The following is a 17,003-nucleotide window of genomic DNA, read 5'->3' on the forward strand; positions in this document are numbered from 1 at the left end:
AAGTTTTTCTATGTTGAAAGAGGCAAAATACGCAAGGGGTGAATAAAAACTTGGATATTTTAGGTTCTTTAAATTTTATTTCTTATTGTGTTAAAGCACCTGTTACTTTAAGTACATTTTTTCACAATATCAGTAATTGATTTTATTGGTCAATGGCGATTACATCATCCCTTGCTGGTACGGAGCAATAACTATTAACTACTGGTTTTTAAAAAAGACAACACGTCATTTATAAAATTCCGTAGATTTTCGCTGCATCGCTCATCGTGTAACTCTTGCAAAGCTAATACAATCCATTTGTTCTTTTTACGGTTCCCAAATCTAGCCACACCTCAAGTTCTCCAACTGGAACCACAAATAAAAGGAATAAATGAAATTTATTTATTTTTAAATACTCCTTTTAGTGTTGCTTTATTTACGGGTCATTCTTAACGGTTATGCCACCAATCCAATCGTTTGACTATAAAGCACCAAGTTATGTAGAAGCATGTTTATTGTAATAGAGTTCCGTTAGAATAGATAAAAACCCGCTATTTAAGTAACGGGTTTTGAAGTACAAAACTCGAAAAAGTAAGCAAAAAAGCACATTAAATAACAGTCAAAAACACCCCCTTTTTAAGTCGGGGTGTTTTTCTTTTGAAATAAATTAAATATTCTTATTCAACGTACCCGTTACTTGAATAAGAAAATTAAAGTATATGCACATCAGTACGAGCTTAGTCATAACTTTAGAAATAATTTCTGTAATAAATTATTATTGCTACAAGGGAAATGATGGTATAAGTCAAGGAAGTAAAAAAGGAAATATTTGGTGAAAACTCAAACTTTTGTTGTTCCATCTTGTATCCAGCTCTTTTAATTTTCATGGGAGTACAACAAGCTAATATAGTATTAGAGGTATTTTTCAGAATATTTCTTTTATTGATTGTCTCAACTCAAATCTATCTTTTTTTCTAGGACCTACCAATAATTTAATTGCTGTTCTATTTTCATTATTAATTAAAACATCTGTAAATGCAGGAACAAAAACCAGATTAATACCACTAGGAGCGACGAATCCTCTTGCAATCGCAATGGCTTTAATCGCTTGATTTAAAGCACCCGCTCCAATAGCTTGAATTTCTGTATTTCCTCTCTCTCTTAATACGCCTGCAATTGCACCTGCAACAGAATTCGGATTTGATTTTGAAGATACTTTTAATACATTATCCATATAAATTTTTCCCCCTGTTATTTAATCTCTTGATATGATCACTGGAAAGAAGGATGTAATTAACGTTTCTTTATTATTATTCAAATTCAAATCAAACAGAACTATTGAGCTTATTCCTTTGATACTTGTGCTATCCTGCTTACTTTAATGCAATAAGAAAAAGCCGCCAAGTATGGCAGCCGGATCTTCGACTTTTACACCCGTTAGCCATCCATGCAGCACAAAATCAGTGCTGCACCACAGAGAATGAAAATGGTTAGTAAGTGTCAATACTGATACTGACCTTAATCCAGTCAACCCTAATCCATAGTCTTATTAATTAACTCTCTCCTCTTTTTTTTAACGATTGAGCAGGGTCTTCTTTAGTTTTGTCATTTTTGACTCTTGTACAAATTTATTTTCATGGTAGTTTTCCATGTATCTGTTCTTCTATAATAAGCATCTTCGTACTTTGAATTAATGATTATTTTCCATTCCTATAATCAGAGCTCCAATTTGTTCTTGTGAAAGTTGCTCACGTTCAATCTCAACATCTTTTCCGCTTCCAATCAAAACTAAATCATCATGATTTGATAAAGGTTTTCTTCCTCTGGGTACAGATTCTGTGTATTTTTTCCACACTCCATTAATCTTGGCGAGTGATACATCACCCCTTTTCATCATCAAACCACCAATACTTTTCGGCATCATCAAGCCTCTTATAAATTGTTTTTTCGAGAAATAAAAATCTTCTTCCATTTTTCCATCTCCTTAATAGTTAATAGTATATGTCAATTAGGACATAACCATTTATGAATTTTCATCGTTCTTGTTTAACTACCCTGCTTGTTGATACATTAAGAAAAGGCAGCTGTACCAATCCCTTTGATTAGCCCAAACACCAGTAGGTTAAAGATCAAAAATGAAATATCAGCGAAAGTACGATATTTGCAAACTTTTCCGTTTTCTGTTATGATTATAAAGAATTATTTTTGTTCGGTGTAAAGGATAGTATAAGTATCGACTTTTCGTCTTGATGATCACTTTGGGCAAGGATAGTAATACATTGTGTGGTTACACACTAGGAGGCAACAACAATGGAACAAGGTACAGTTAAATGGTTTAATTCAGAAAAAGGTTTTGGATTTATCGAACGTGAAAATGGAGACGATGTATTCGTTCACTTCTCTGCTATCCAAAGTGAAGGCTTCAAATCTTTAGATGAAGGTCAAAAAGTAACATTCGACGTTGAGCAAGGTGCTCGTGGAGCTCAAGCTGCTAACGTTCAAAAAGCTTAATCTAAATAAAATTATACAAACAGGCTCTATAAATAGAGTCTGTTTTTTTTATATGTTTTTAGATGATACTCAATAAAAAACCCTACTTAACAAGTAAGCAGGGAGTTGATACAAGTACTGTAAAATGATTAAAAACTTAAAAGGTTGACTACAGTATAACATATAGATTGATAATATGCGGAGTTTTATATGATTACCTTTCTCCACCATTTGAATTTATGAATATTTTCTCTTCAACCTGCCCCGTTACAATAAGAAAAAAAACTGCTCATAATGGCAGCTGAATCCTTTACACTTGCACCCTTTAGTTGAAGAACAACCAAACATTATAATTGGCTTTATTTATAGATAAAACCTTAGCTTCTGAACAATAAAAGTGGAAGTCGGTTAACTAATTCTAAATTTTTTATTTTGACAAAATGCTCAACGCCGCTAAAAATTAAGTTTATTTTCTGTTCCTGAAAGCAACCTTTGTATATTTTCCCTATGGCTGAAAATAACTATTAACGCCATTAGGCACGCAAATATACAAAAATATAAGTTATCCCCAAAAACAGGAATAAATGAAATAGCTGCAAAAAGCATTGTAGCACATACTGTGCCTAAAGAAACATAACGGGTTAAAGCTACTATTATTACAAAAAAGCCAAGGCATAAAAGGGCCATAACCCAGTTAACCATAAACAGCACAGCCACTGCTGTAAGTGCTCCCTTGCCCCCTTTAAACCCAAAATATATCGGCCGGTTATGCCCTATAATCGCTCCTACCCCTGCCGCTAAAAGGCTTACGCAATCTTTAGCCTCTCCCGTATAAAAGTAAACGCTAAGGGACAAGCCTACAAAACAGGCAATTATCCCTTTTAATACATCTCCCGCAAGAACCAACACCGCAGCAGATTTCCCAAGTACCCTCAGAGTATTGGTAAGCCCGGCGTTTTTGCTTCCGTGGTTTCTTATGTCCTTGCCGTATATCTTCCCTACAATCACCGCTGTATTAAGACTGCCTATAAGGTAGCCCAAAGCTAAGGCCGTAAAAAGCTTTAAAATATCAATCATCACTTTTCTCCCTTGGATTATTCTAAATTTCTTTTTATTTCTTCATCAATACAGAGTTTATCCTTCTAAGAATAAAGTTGCCAAAATCAGCAATATACTTAGCATTTGCATAATTGCTTCTCCTCTAACATTTCACCACTATTTAACATTAATTTCTATAGAGAGGAGAAAAATTCCTTCTTGCGCTAACCTGCACGTTAGCCATCCATGCAGCACAAAATCAATGCTGCACCACAGAGAATGAAAATGGTTAGGAAGTGTCAATACTGATATTGACCTTAATCCAGTCAACCCTAATCCATAGTCTTATTAATTAATCCTCTCCTCTTTTTTTTATGATTGAGCAGGGTCTTCTTTAGTTTTGTCATTTTGTATTTTTGTACAAATTTATTTTCATGGTAGTGGAACAAGAAAAAAAGAGCTGCCACCGCAACCCTTTATTATGCAATAAGCATCCGTTAGTTCAATAAGAATGGCGATACATATTTGCATCGCCTAAATAATTCAATCAATATTTATCTTTATAGCTCTTGTTGCAATAAAACATTTTATATATTTATCTAACGGTCTACTCCCACCAAAGTCATCTTCATATAAACCATTGAGTACAAAACCTGCATCAAATTGTCCTTGAATTTGGTCTTCTAATGTATGCCCAAATTCAATTGTTTTTTTGACTTTAATATATGCTTCAATTTCCTTTTCCGTTAAATTATCTAAGGATGACGACGGAATAGAGTTTTTTATCACTAAATTCCACTTCATATCTTCTTCATCATCAAAAATAAATAAAAGTGGATTTGTAAAACCAGAAATAAGAACTCCTTTATCTTTTAACACTCTTGATGCTTCTTTCCATACAGGATGAACATCTTTTACAAAAAGATTTGAAACAGGATTTACAATCATATCAAATTGTCCATCCGTAAAATCAGAAAGGTCAGACATATCACTTTGAACAGTTCTTATTGTTAATCCATCTCGAATGGCAACAAATTCATATGTTCTAACTGCTTTTTGGAAATATCGGTAACCGTGACATCAGCCCCTGCTGCTGCTAATACTGGACCTTGTTGACCTCCACCAGAGGCTAAACAAAGAATTTTTAATCCTTCCAATGATTTTGGAAACCAACTTCTTGGTACGGGTTTTCCTGCCGTCACGGTAATCTCCCAATCACCCGCTTTACTTTTTTCAATAATTTCCTTAGTAACAGCCTTTGTATAGACGGCTTGTTCTTCAACTTTTTTATTCCCAAGCAATGCTATTCTGCTTAACAGTATCCATATATAATCCCTCCCGCTTTGGAACAACATACTTGTCTGAAATTATAGCATATAATCATCTGTTTTTTCTGACTATTTTTAAACTAAACTGCAACGTTAGCGCAAGAAGAAAGAAGCTCCCTCTACTGGCAGCCTGATAGTCCACTTAAAGGTACCTCGTATGCTGTATTTGTTCCACATCATCTATATGTTGGATAAGTGACTTTAACTATTGCTCGTGGGGTCATTTTTAAAAACTTTTTTTGTACCTTTACTTATATATGGTTTTGCATTCTTTTTTTTGTTTGCACTAGCTTGCCAACGATTCCAACCCTTCTTGTCTGTTCCTCTCCCTGTACCGCCTTTTCCTTTAGCTTTACTCATAAAATCACTCCATTATTATTCTAAGTTGATTTAACTATCGAGTTAGTTTTAGTCATTTAACTCGGTTATTAACCAAGCATCTTGCAATAAACAATATCCTTCCACACTCCCATACTAATGTGAAAAAAAAGATTCCAATAATGGTTATTGTCACTTAATTTCTGAATCGGCAATTGCTACTATAGAAAGAATAATTTTTTCCACCTTTGACAAAGTAAAAAGAAACTATAATAGGCATGTTACTAGAATATCTGCAAGGATGTTTGGTATGTGATCTCTTTCTTAACTGATCCTGGGTAATAGAATAATAAACTCTGTGCCTCTATCCTTTTCACTGTTCACTTGTATTTTACCTTTGAAAGAACGGACAATTTGAAAACTTACCATCATTCCTAGTCCTGTTCCACTTTCTTTTAAAGAATAGAATGGCGATCCAAGCCTGTCAATTTGTTTTTTTGTCATGCCGATGCCTTGGTCCTGAATGGTAATTTTAATATAGCCATCATCCGTTGAAGTACATGTAATCCAAACAATTCCGCCATTTGGCATAGACTCTATCGCATTTTTCAGGATATTAATGAAGGATTGGTTTAATTTTTGATGATTGGCGTACATCCAACAGTCCTCATTGATATCTGTATGAATTTTAACATTATGGTGTAGAGAGTAGCTTTGAATAATATTCACTACCCGACGTAATTGATAACCGACATCTACTTTTTCATCGTTATTTACTGAGGGTTTTCCAAATGATAAAAAATCATTAATAATTTCATTTGCACGATCTAATTCTTCAATGGATATTTTGATATATTCTTTTTTATTAAGAGGCAAATCAGGATCGTTTAGAAGCTGTAAAAAGCCGCGAGTCGCTTGCATCGGATTTCTAATCTCATGAGCGAAAACACTTGTTAATTCACTTATAACTCTTAATCTCTCCGTGTTTTGCATCTCTACTCGTAAGTTGTGAATCTCCCTGATCGTTTCAATTAGTATAGTGAAGAAATAGGTAACGATCACAGCAAAGATAAGTTCAATCATCTGTACCATAAGATAATTTTTTGAAAAACCTCTTAGAATAATGAAAATAGTAAGGCCAAAAAGACTGTAGTAAAAGGAAAGACTCACGGCAATTTTAACCCTTTTATCTCTTTTCGATCGTGAAAATGATTTTTGGAAGATCAATATAACAGGCAGTGATAAGATTAAAACAAGAACAGTATTATAAAATCCAATACTGATTCCAAAATGAAGCCGATAAAAAATGATAAGGGCTGATAGGAAAATGCTTGGCCACAATCCACCGTATAAGCTCCCAAATAAAAGAGGAATAATCCTTAAATCCAAACGCGCATTTTGACCAAAACTCACTGGAAATGACATGCACAATAATATGGATATGCCCCATATAATGGAAAATAATACTTTTCTACTTTTATCACTTTTTATCTTCTCTGTAATAAAAGTATAGTAAATAAAAACGGGTGTTATCGTAAGCGTTAGTTGGAGCAAAAAATCCTTTATTATATTCATCGTTATTACCTTTCATCTCTTTTCGATATCCAAAACCTACAATATAAAGGCCATAAAACGTTCTCTACAAAAATCTATATATTATAATGAACCAAAATATATTAGTAGTTATTCCTTATTATACTTTATAAATTATACTTTAAAGCCATACTGATTTGGTGATTAGTGCGAATTTTTATTTGGGCCTCGGAATGGAAAATACAACATATAAGATTATGTCCCACCAATACCGTATGCAATTTCAAAAGACAAATGAATATCAGCAATAAAACAAAGAAGATACCGTTAGAGATAACACTGAATATAGCGAAAGATTTATTTTTAGTTCTAAACCCTAAAAACATGGATACTAAAAAACCTATATCTACAATTTAAAGCAAGATTATAACCACTCTTAAATTTAAATAATACGGATTGATTCTGGCAGCAACATATATTAACCAAACAATAATGACTAACAATATGGAAAAAATCATTGTTCTGGATTTTTTTCTCTTCTAATTAAATCCCCCTTTTTCGAAAGTAGAATCAAGTCTTGTTAATTTTGTATACGGTTGCTTTATTGTTAATGGTTTCAATTCTATTTACACTTTTTTATAAGCTAATTCTCATCTTGAAACTAAATGTGGATCTTTTTGAATAATAGGTCCCGTGTTACCTCATGGTTTTATAGAAAACGTGGTTTTTTAATGATTTATTCGAGCGAACACCATAATATGATCTATCCAGTGTTCTTCACAAATCAGGACGTATTAAATAAAATCTTCCGTTTCCTATGTAAATTACTTACAATAAAACCAATTTTAATAACCCAGAACAATAATTAAGAGTCATTTCTGTTCGTGAGTTTTTATAAAGCATTTACAATTTCAGTGCTTACTAACCTTCTCTTTCCATGTATATTTCTTTCTCAATTTCTACAAAAAAATCCGTGTTTCTTCTATTATATACACAATTACAATGAAGGAAGTAATCTGCAGGTCCCAAAGACTTAAATATATAAAGCAATTCTCTTTTTTTTTTTAAAGTTGAATAAATTTTAACCCAAAATGTATTTACTCTTTTCCTAACTACCGATAATATATAGTTATCGGTAGTTAAAGATTAAAAACCAGCAGCGAGGTGAACAACGTGCTCAGCCCAAAAAATGAAGATTTTTTGCAAATCGATAAAGAAAAGTTAGAAAAAATAAAATCCTACATGGCAAACTCAAAAAGCCAAAATACCCAAAAAAGCTATTCCTCCGACTGGAAGCATTTCACGGATTGGTGCAGCCTCCATCAACGCTCTCCCCTCCCCGCCAATGCAGGGACCCTTTGCCTTTATTTATCCGAACTGGCTGAAACCCATAAATTCTCTACTCTTAAAAGAAGACTGGCTTCTATTAATCAGGCCCATCGATTTAAACACCTCCCCCCTCCTTCTAAGTTCATTGAAGTGCAGACTTTAATGGAGGGAATCAAGCGGGAAATCGGTTCACACCAAAAACCCAAAACTGCCTTGATGCTGCAAGTTCTGCCCGAAATGATTGGAAAAATGGATACCCACTCGCTTATTGGAATAAGAGATAAGGCCATTCTATTATTGGGGTTTGCCTTAGCCAGCAGACGGTCAGAGCTGGTTGCGATTAATATAGAGGATTTAGAAGTGAACAGCTTTGGCATGGATGTCAAAATCCGTGAAACCAAAACCAAAAATGATGATCTAGTGAAGGGTGTAATTTTTACGTACAATGAATATTGTCCGGTAAAAGCGACACAAGCATGGATCGAAGCAGCAAACATCACTTCTGGAGCCCTCTTCCGATCCATTGACCGACATGGAAATGTGAAAGAACGACTGGGAGATAAGTCCATTTCCCTCATCATAAAAAAATATATTGAAGCCCTTGGAATGAATGAAAAGGATTTCGCGGCTCACAGTTTAAGAAGCGGACTTTCAACCAGTGCAGCCATGATGGGCATGACAGAAATGGCGATCATGAAACAAACCGGGCATAAAACGAGAGAAATGGTGGATCGTTATGTCCAGGCGGGGTTGCGATATAAAAATAATGCAAGTAGTATTTTGAAGCATTTATAAATCAGTAAATATCAAGTTTAATAATTTCTTCATTATTTTTTACAAATTTTAGGTTGCTTGAGAATTCGATTTTAAGGCAATTATCTTTTCTTTTACGTATACTAACCAAGTTAAATTCCTTATATACAAATTAACAGTAAATTCAATTAATAATTAGCTATAAATATATTACGATTTTAAGAAAAAGTTCTGAGTATCACTAATGGCACACTAATCTCCTATTACCTTGCCTTCGATAAGGTTTTGGAAGACTGGAAATTTTATTTCATAAGGAATCCTATTACAGGCTTACAATCTAATTTTATCACCGCGTTCTTTTTAATTATCAATTCTAATAACCGGACGGACCTTCCGAAAATAAAGGACGCTGGACGGGATGTCATAGAAAATTGGTACTTCCCTGTCATGGCTTATAACGGCACAAAGCCAGTAAACAGCCCGCTTATTCTGGCGAATGGGACTAAAAATACGACAGCTTATCAGGAAAAAGTGTTTACCCTTCTCGAGCAGGACAGCTTTTTAGGAGAAACACCATTAGCACAATACCCATTCAGCACTGCGGATTTTAGTTATCAGTCTGACAACGATCAAAACATTACGTTCAATAAACTGGAATATACCCTTACTGACCAAATGCATGCTTCTAACTATCTTTTTCAAGCAGGAGACCATGTGGTGGTTATAAATGATACAAAGTTACGTACAGCGCCTACAACCAGTTCTAATCCAACTAATTTAGCCAAAAATACACCTCTTATCATCACTGGAAATTTCGTTTATGATCAAATAAATGCGGAAAATCAGTTTGTCTGGTACCCGGTCAAAACCGAGACAGGAACTGTATCAGGTTATATATCCTCTGCTTATATAACGAAAAAATTGGCTGCACCTGCAGTCAGTCCAGTTGATGATAATGATGTGACGATTACCGGAACTGCTCCTGCCAATGATCAAGTTAGAGTCATGAACGGAACATTCTTGGTTGGCAGTGGACAAGCGGATAGCAATGGGGACTTTAAATTGGGCATCATACATCAAAAAGCTGGGACAGAACTTACGGTTACCTATATTGACAATCTGAATGCAACAAGCCTACCGGCAACTGTTAACGTGTTAGATAAAACGGCTCCAGCAGCCCCGAGCGTCAATACTGTAAACAATACATCTAGTATAGTAACCGGTAGAACAGAAGCTAATGCAACCATAACTGTGACCCTTGTCGGTAAACCTTACTACTCCAAATCGGATAGCTCTGGCATTTTCAAAGTAGAAATCCCAGTTCAAAATACGGGAACCAATGTATTCGTGACCAGCAAAGACACCGCCGGCAATATTAGTACAGTAAAAATATTGACAGTCGTAAGAGTTGCTCCTAACATACCTACTGTTAATACAGTAAAATATTATTCTACATCTATCACAGGAAATACTGAAAAAAATGATAAGGTAACAGTTAAAATTGGAAGTAGGATCTATACCACAATAGCAAATGTATCAGGGAATTATAAAGTATCTATTCCAAAGCGAAAAGTCGGAACCAAATTATATGTGAGCGCGAGTGACGCAAAAAGCAAAGTAAGCGCAATTAGAACTGTTACTGTCTTAAAATAAATCAGTTATAGCCATATCCAAAGTTTTTTTATTAGTGTCAATAAAATGTTTGACATTAAATGTTTAAATCCAGTGTTACACATATAATATTACAAAAAGGATAGATGAACAGGGAGAATACCTGTTTTCATCTATCCTTTTTGTGCAAGATATGAACCCTTTTACCTTAACAAAATTTTTGGTTATTCAAATAAAGTCAATTAGAAGGGAACCTATCTAATTAACGTTAGAATGTACTTCCCCCTCGCCAAACCATGATTACGCTATTAATTATACACGGCTCTCCCATGAGTAGACATACTTTCCCGCTGTTAAATTTAATAATTAGTTAATTGAAATAAATCCTTAAATGGGCCATTAGATCCGCAGGGTGGGAAAAATCCCCTTCTGTACAATATGACTTGTAACCAAAACACTCTTCTCCTCCCTCGCGACTAACAAAAGGCCTTTTTTCTATTTTTCTGAGAGGCATTATAGCGTTACGTCATCTTCCATATGGATAATATTGAAAGTTGAAGGATATCATCATTCGTCTTTTTTGACTATATAGTCTCCTTGCTTTTTCCTATTATCTTTAAAATCATTTACTAATAGACCATATAGTACACCAGCAAATTTAAAGAAGAAACCTATATTCAATGAGCGTTTCATTTTATAACAAAGAAAAGCTTCTTATTAACCACTTTTTCTCCCATCATTTCTTCCCAAGCCTGTTTAAAAAACGATATTTGATCATGATAAAATTCCGCTAAAGTCGTAAATTGTTCTGGCTCAACCGAATTGTCTGTCTTATAATCAACAATCTTCCAAGCTTCATCTATTTTATAAAGCAGATCAATTATGCCTTTGACGATATATGGATGGTCTAATTTTTCAGATGAATCAATCCATTGATAAAGAGGACTATCCTTCGTGACTTTTAATGTAAATGGCACTTCTGTTAGCACTCGTTCTGCTGAATGAAGCTCCAACCAAAAATCAGATCGAGTTAACGCTTCAATTGCTTGCCTCACCTCTTTTTCTCTCTCTAGTGATATATCATATTGATGAATTAGAGATTGAATATAGTTCGTTACTTTTTCACCTTTTACAACCTTTTCAAAGACCTGATGAATAATGGTTCCCCAATCCTTACCTTCATGCTCTCCCCTGTCAATGGTAACAACCTCTGAGTAATCTTTATCCTTTGTTAGTGACCAAAGATCAACATGACCCCTTCATTTTGAGTCTTCTTTTGATTCCTTCACGCGAGCAGTAATAATTCACTGTCACTCCTCTTCAATCACAAAGGAGGATGCAACCTTTTAATATATAAAAAGCACCCCTTTGGATGCTTTTTACTACCTTTCTCTTTTAAAAACAAGTACATTTAATTCTAGATAAAGCTCCTCTAATTGATCTTCCATGTTACTGGAGCTAGAATACTGCGGGATAATATTAACTAATTCCCATCCTGCTCTTCCATATTGTTTAGTGTATTTTGTAATTCATCTTCACTATACAGAGCAGTCTGTAATTTTAAAACTTTATATTCCCAGTTTTTCACGTCAATCCCTCCCTTCGTCTATCATTTCGACAACCGGATGTATTCCCCTGCTTTTAATCATCTCTTTTCTGATGATGATTTCTCCAGCACAGATACCTTTGAAATATTTTAGGCCCTATCATACAGTAATTGGCCTCTAATTTTCTGAAGGTATTTTCAATAGGTGCACTGCCATTTCATACGGAAAATATCCATATTCTTTTATTAACTCGCCAATATCAGTTACAATCCTATCCATATTCATTACCTCTATGTATTAATACGCTGTTAATTGGACGTTTTTTCCTTTGAAGAACATTTTTATTAGTATATATCATAGTTTATAATGTTATATATGTTATAAATAATTTTATTAAAACTATATATATTAAATTATAGTCAATTTCCTTATGATTATTTGATAATTTTAGCAATTCAAAGTTTCTGTTATTTATTAACTTTGTAAGGTTGCTTGCCTTATCCCGAGCTAAATTATAAAGAGACTTATCAATAATTCCACTTTAAAAAGCCACTTCGAGTTCATCGGCATATGGTCACATTCAAGTTAAGTCCTTATCCTTTAAAATAAGAGAGGACGTGTTCGTATGAAACAAAAACGATATTACCAAGAATTTAAAGAAACCATCGTTAATCTTTATGGTTCTGTTACACCCGTCAACCAACTTTCCAGCGAATATGGTGTTTCTGAAGTAACTATCTATAAATGGATTAAAATGAATACCCCTATTGAAGGGGCAAACGGCCTAACACCTACCGACGTATAAGAAATTCAGAAAGGAAACTTACGCTTGAAACAAGACGTAGAGATTTTAAAAAAGGCTATGACCATATTCACGAAAAAGTGACGGATTAAGAAATTATTAAGCATATTAATGAAGAAAAGGCAAACTATTCCTTTCAAATGATGTATCGCGTTTTAAAATTACCTAAAAGTAGTTTTTATCAGGCCGCGCATAAAAAACCTTCGGTATATGAGGTGGAAAAAGAGAAATTGTTAAAACGAATTTGCGAAATCCATAGTGAAAGTCACGGCCGTTATGAGGCACCTAAAATCCACCATCTATTGTGTAAAGAAGGATATATCATCAGCATAAAACGTGTGCAGCATTTAATAAAACAAGCTGGCGTTCGCTCTACTATTGTGAAAAAGTATCGACCTGCATCCAGTCAAGGCTTAGTAAAGAACGTGAAAATCTTTTGAACCAAGATTTCCAAACAACTTCCATTAATGAAAAATGGGTAGCTGATATTACCTATATTCATACACTAAGAGATGGTTGGTGTTACTTGGCTTCCGGTCCTTGATCTTCACTCAAAGAAGATTGTAGGACACAAGTTTTCGTGTCATATGACAGTAGAATTGGTTACGGAATCCTTAGAAAATGCCATCCTAAGTCAAGGGCCCTCAGAAGGACTTATTATGCATACAGATTTAGGGGCCAAATATACCAGTGAAGCCTTTCAAAACCAATTAAAAAAGCACAAGATGATCCATCATTTAGTCGTAAAGTTTGTCCTTATGACAATGCCTGTATTGAATCCTTTCACGCTACTTTGAAAAAAGAAGAAGTTTATCGAAACCGCTATATGAACTTTGAAACAGCAAAAGTAGCTCTCTTTCAGTACATTGAGAGTTGGTACAATCGCAAATGAATACACGGAACGATCAACTATTTAACACCAAATGAAGTAGGAAGATTATGCAGATCAACAGCCTGACTAAACTTTGTTGTGCCCAAGATATTGACTTAGATCCAGACCTTGTACTCTGAAGGGGTTGTGTTCTATCGGAATCGGTAATTACTTCACTTAAGCGCCCATCAATGAAAGAAGAAAGTCAGTGGTTAATTCCTTTTTTAGTTATCTTCCACCACTTACATTTATAATTTCTCCTAAGATGTAATTTGAGGCATCGAAAGAAAGGAAAGCAATTACCTATGCTATTTCCATTGGTGTTGCAGCCCATTTAATAGGTACAGATGAAGCCATACGCTCAAGACGATTATCGTTTGGAGCAAATTTCTAGTGAAAAGGATTACCGAGGCTCTGGGTAATTACTTATACAAGCAGTCAAAAATCATCGGGTAATGAACGGGTATTGAAGAATTGCTATTTTAGTACTATTTGTATTTCTTGATAATGTCACTCAATGGCTTCTTTTTCTTCTCCACTGGTTTGAGTTTAATTGCTACAGGTTTAATGGATATGCTGTGGCTTTGTGTAAGGACGTTAGAGAGGATTTCTGTTTGTTTAACGATATTAGTCTCAATTTCATTCAAACGCTCTGTATTGAACTGTAAACCCGTTAGAATGGTATATACGTCACCTTTACGGTTGTTGTAGTATCCTTCAAACGTAGTTAGGGGGAGATTTTTAAATTGACTACAGTATGATTGTATATCCAAATAATCCATTAAGCATTCTTGACCATTAAATATTAGGCCGAATTTATGGATCTTATCTAATGATGGTTTAGTGAATATTGATTGTTGCCAGGATTGGATGATTTTTTCTGTTACTGTTTCTTTGGATAATTTGATGGATTCGTTTATCTTAGAGATATCAGCATATGAAATATGAGCAAACCCTTTAGCGGAGAATAGACTTAGAAGATTATTAGTATCCATATTTCCATACTTAGAGTTCATTTCTGTGTGCTCAACAATAGTTACCATATCTTTTACAAATGATTCATTAACACTCCGGTATAATTGACTCTTACTTCTTTCTTTACGTTGAGCATTATCTATGGTAAGAATGCAGATATCTAATTCACTCAACTCTTTAAGGCATTCAAGGGAATTTATTTGTGCCTTAGTGGATTCAGTTGAGTCAGGCAATATTGGACAGGCCACAATTACCTTATTCTCAAATTCGTTTGATAATAAATCACACATTACAGGAGCAATACCACTTCCACTACCTCCTCCAGTCGCAAATACAACCAATATCATTTGAATAGATGACTGAGATACGTTGTTTCTAATAAATGAGACGGCTGTTTCCCAATTGTTCTGTATAAGTTTAGTCGCTTTAGACCTCTCACGTCCCACACCTTCACTTCCTACAAGGTGCAATTTCAAATCTAAATGATCCAATGATTCAAGATCCTTCTCTGAATAGTTAATTGCCATTGACAAGAATCCTCGTTCAGCAAATAAATCCGCAACAGTACCTCCAGCCTGCCCTAAACCAATAATCCCTAACATTATGCGTTCGCTCCTTCTGTAATGAGATTAATAGCTTCCATTCCATAATCAGTTAGATAAACCGAGTGATTCTTACTGCCTGTAGTTATGTTTATTAGTTTTAATGTCTCTAACCTACCGAGAATCTTCCTAAATATAGCTGTGGAAAGCTCAACATTCTGTGCCAATGATTGCTTAGTGATTGATTTGTAAGAACAGGTTGATTCATTTGTGTAAAGTTCATTGAGGATGAGTAGATCCTCTTGCTTCAAGCCATCAATAATTTCACTGAAATAATTCATGTATTATCCCCTCTTTGATTTTTGATGATTTTCAAGTATCCATGTTAATTCTTAATTATCATTGTGGATTTTTGTGGATACTCAATTAACTTTGTCGATACATGATATTCGCCTATTGATTGTCTTGACTCAAAAATCACAACTTTTTTATTATTTTAAATAATATTGATTACTGAGCTAAAATCGCTCCTTAATGTCCGTTAACTGCAAGGGTAACTGTTCCATTCTGTACTGTGTAGGTGGTGCCAGCAGGAACCTGGTTGTTAAACAATACAAAATTAACTAAATCTAAAAGGAGAAGGATGGATAGGCTACACTTAGTTGGACAGAATTTTTAAGATCAAGTAGACTACAGTTAATAAACAAAGGGAGAATCTACGATGACTAAAAGAGGACGTCGATCATTTACCGATGATTTTAAGCAACAGATGGTGCAGTTATATCAAAGTGGTAAGCCAAGAAAAGAAATTATTCGAGAATATGACCTTACTCCTTCATCTCTGGATAAGTGGGTGAACCAAAGCCAACAATCAGGCTCATTTAAGGAAAAAGACAATTTAACGGATGAACAAAAAGAGCTGATGGAGCTTCGTAAACGAAATAAACAGCTCGAAATGGAAAATGACATTTTAAAGCAAGCCGCGCTGATACTAGGACGAAAGTAAATGTGATAAAGAACAATCAGCACAAATACTCGATATCAGCAATGTGCAAAGTCCTCCAGATACCAAGAAGCACTTTTTATTATGAAGCCAAGGAACAACCAGTTGTAGAATGTGACTTCTGATATCATTGAGATTTTTCATGCAAGCAGGAAAAATTATGGGACTCGAAAGATTAAATATGAGCTTAAAAAGCTTGAAAAGACTGCTTCCAGACGTCGAATAAGTAAAATAATGAAAGAGCAGGGCCTGGTTTCTTCCTATACCATCGCTCAGTTCAAACCTCAATCAAAAGATACCAATGAATCGGAGCAAAAAAATGAATTGAATCGTGAGTTTACTCAGAATCAGGCTTTATCTGTGATTGTTAGCGATTTAACCTATGTAAGAGTCCAAAATAAATGGCATTACATATGTGTCTTTGTTGATCTCTTTAATCGAGAAATCATTGGGTATAGCGCAGGTCCAAACAAAAATGCACAACTCGTCTATCAAGCCTTAGCCACCATAAAAACAGATCTAAATCATGTTCAAATGTTCCATACAGATCGTGGGAGTGAGTTCAAAAATACACTCATTGAGGAAGCATTAACTGCATTCAATATCCAACGGTCATTAAGTATGAAAGGCTGCCCCTATGATAATGCCGTGGCGGAAGCTACATTTAAAATCATTAAAACGGAGTTCGTGAAAGGCTATCATTTTAATAGTTTAGAAGAGCTTGAAATAGCGTTACACGACTATGTTCACTGGTTAATCACATTCGTATTCATGGAACACTTGGCTACTTAAGCCCCGTTCAATTCAAACTTACAAACCTTAATAAAGTTGTCTAGTTTAATGTTGCCAATCCACTAGAACAATTTAGATATATATAGTAGATG

11 protein-coding genes and 3 pseudogenes are annotated in these 17,003 nt (G+C 34.6%); 5 read left to right on the forward strand and 9 right to left on the reverse strand.

Annotated features, from left to right (window positions below; translation table 11 throughout):
- Positions 1-904 precede the first annotated feature (904 nt).
- Positions 905-1,213: a stage V sporulation protein S gene (locus tag A5N88_RS23600; protein WP_066271442.1), complete on the reverse strand. Its 309-nt coding sequence runs from the start codon at positions 1,211-1,213 to the stop codon at positions 905-907.
- Between the two features lie 456 nt (positions 1,214-1,669).
- Positions 1,670-1,951: a hypothetical protein gene (locus A5N88_RS23605; RefSeq protein WP_066271444.1), complete on the reverse strand. Its 282-nt coding sequence runs from the start codon at positions 1,949-1,951 to the stop codon at positions 1,670-1,672.
- A 338-nt stretch (positions 1,952-2,289) separates the two neighbouring features.
- On the opposite strand from A5N88_RS23605, the gene cspC reads away from it, so the two are divergent.
- On the forward strand, positions 2,290-2,490 hold the full coding sequence (cspC, locus tag A5N88_RS23610) for a cold shock protein CspC (RefSeq protein ID WP_066270828.1): 201 nt from the start codon (positions 2,290-2,292) through the stop codon (positions 2,488-2,490).
- Between the two features lie 432 nt (positions 2,491-2,922).
- On the opposite strand, the gene plsY is transcribed toward cspC, so the two are convergent.
- From plsY to A5N88_RS23625, 4 genes and pseudogenes are all read right to left on the reverse strand, one after another.
- A complete protein-coding gene (gene plsY, locus A5N88_RS23615; protein WP_066271445.1) occupies positions 2,923-3,546 on the reverse strand; it encodes a glycerol-3-phosphate 1-O-acyltransferase PlsY in 624 nt (207 codons plus the stop codon).
- A 504-nt stretch (positions 3,547-4,050) separates the two neighbouring features.
- Positions 4,051-4,833, reverse strand: a pseudogene (locus tag A5N88_RS23620) (class I SAM-dependent methyltransferase).
- Between the two features lie 203 nt (positions 4,834-5,036).
- On the reverse strand, positions 5,037-5,195 hold the full coding sequence (locus A5N88_RS24590; protein ID WP_083953366.1) for a DUF3934 domain-containing protein: 159 nt from the start codon (positions 5,193-5,195) through the stop codon (positions 5,037-5,039).
- 282 nt (positions 5,196-5,477) lie between these two features.
- Positions 5,478-6,728 carry an ATP-binding protein gene (locus A5N88_RS23625; RefSeq protein ID WP_066271447.1) on the reverse strand — a complete coding sequence of 417 codons (1,251 nt, stop codon included), beginning with the start codon at positions 6,726-6,728 and terminating at the stop codon, positions 5,478-5,480.
- Between the two features lie 1,131 nt (positions 6,729-7,859).
- Here A5N88_RS23625 and A5N88_RS23630 point away from each other — a divergent pair.
- Positions 7,860-8,810, forward strand: a complete 951-nt coding sequence (locus A5N88_RS23630; RefSeq protein ID WP_083953367.1) for a site-specific integrase — start codon at positions 7,860-7,862, stop codon at positions 8,808-8,810.
- A 243-nt stretch (positions 8,811-9,053) separates the two neighbouring features.
- On the forward strand, positions 9,054-10,421 hold the full coding sequence (locus A5N88_RS23635) for an Ig-like domain-containing protein (RefSeq protein ID WP_066271453.1): 1,368 nt from the start codon (positions 9,054-9,056) through the stop codon (positions 10,419-10,421).
- Positions 10,422-11,068: 647 nt separating this feature from the next.
- On the opposite strand, the gene A5N88_RS23640 is transcribed toward A5N88_RS23635, so the two are convergent.
- Positions 11,069-11,578 (reverse strand): PD-(D/E)XK nuclease family protein, encoded by a 510-nt coding sequence (locus A5N88_RS23640; RefSeq protein ID WP_083953368.1) that lies wholly within the window; start codon positions 11,576-11,578, stop codon positions 11,069-11,071.
- Between the two features lie 973 nt (positions 11,579-12,551).
- Between A5N88_RS23640 and A5N88_RS26025 the strand changes: the two are divergent.
- Positions 12,552-13,686: pseudogene (locus A5N88_RS26025) on the forward strand (IS3 family transposase).
- Positions 13,687-14,087: 401 nt separating this feature from the next.
- On the opposite strand, the gene A5N88_RS23655 reads toward A5N88_RS26025, so the two are convergent.
- Both A5N88_RS23655 and A5N88_RS23660 read right to left on the reverse strand, forming a co-directional pair.
- A complete protein-coding gene (locus tag A5N88_RS23655; RefSeq protein WP_066271462.1) occupies positions 14,088-15,176 on the reverse strand; it encodes a tubulin-like doman-containing protein in 1,089 nt (362 codons plus the stop codon).
- Positions 15,176-15,457, reverse strand: coding sequence for a hypothetical protein (locus tag A5N88_RS23660; protein WP_066271464.1), 282 nt, complete (start codon positions 15,455-15,457; stop codon positions 15,176-15,178). Before A5N88_RS23660 ends, A5N88_RS23655 begins: the two co-directional genes overlap by 1 nt.
- 380 nt (positions 15,458-15,837) lie before the next feature.
- On the opposite strand from A5N88_RS23660, the pseudogene A5N88_RS23670 reads away from it, so the two are divergent.
- Positions 15,838-16,955 (forward strand): annotated as a pseudogene (locus tag A5N88_RS23670) (IS3 family transposase).
- Positions 16,956-17,003 lie beyond the last annotated feature (48 nt).

It is taken from the genome of Heyndrickxia acidicola (genome assembly GCF_001636425.1).
Taxonomy (GTDB): Bacteria; Bacillota; Bacilli; order Bacillales; family Bacillaceae_C; genus Bacillus_AE; species Bacillus_AE acidicola.

Excerpts from the sequence above, each read along its gene's own strand:
- plsY (WP_066271445.1), bottom strand. The coding sequence starts at position 3,546 with ATGATTGATATTTTAAAGCTTTTTACGGCCTTAGCTTTGGGCTACCTT.
- cspC (WP_066270828.1), top strand. The coding sequence starts at position 2,290 with ATGGAACAAGGTACAGTTAAATGGTTTAATTCAGAAAAAGGTTTTGGA.
- A5N88_RS23625 (WP_066271447.1), bottom strand. The coding sequence starts at position 6,728 with ATGAATATAATAAAGGATTTTTTGCTCCAACTAACGCTTACGATAACA.
- A5N88_RS23660 (WP_066271464.1), bottom strand. The coding sequence starts at position 15,457 with ATGAATTATTTCAGTGAAATTATTGATGGCTTGAAGCAAGAGGATCTA.
- A5N88_RS23605 (WP_066271444.1), bottom strand. The coding sequence starts at position 1,951 with ATGGAAGAAGATTTTTATTTCTCGAAAAAACAATTTATAAGAGGCTTG.
- A5N88_RS23655 (WP_066271462.1), bottom strand. The coding sequence starts at position 15,176 with ATGTTAGGGATTATTGGTTTAGGGCAGGCTGGAGGTACTGTTGCGGAT.
- A5N88_RS24590 (WP_083953366.1), bottom strand. The coding sequence starts at position 5,195 with ATGAGTAAAGCTAAAGGAAAAGGCGGTACAGGGAGAGGAACAGACAAG.
- A5N88_RS23600 (WP_066271442.1), bottom strand. The coding sequence starts at position 1,213 with ATGGATAATGTATTAAAAGTATCTTCAAAATCAAATCCGAATTCTGTT.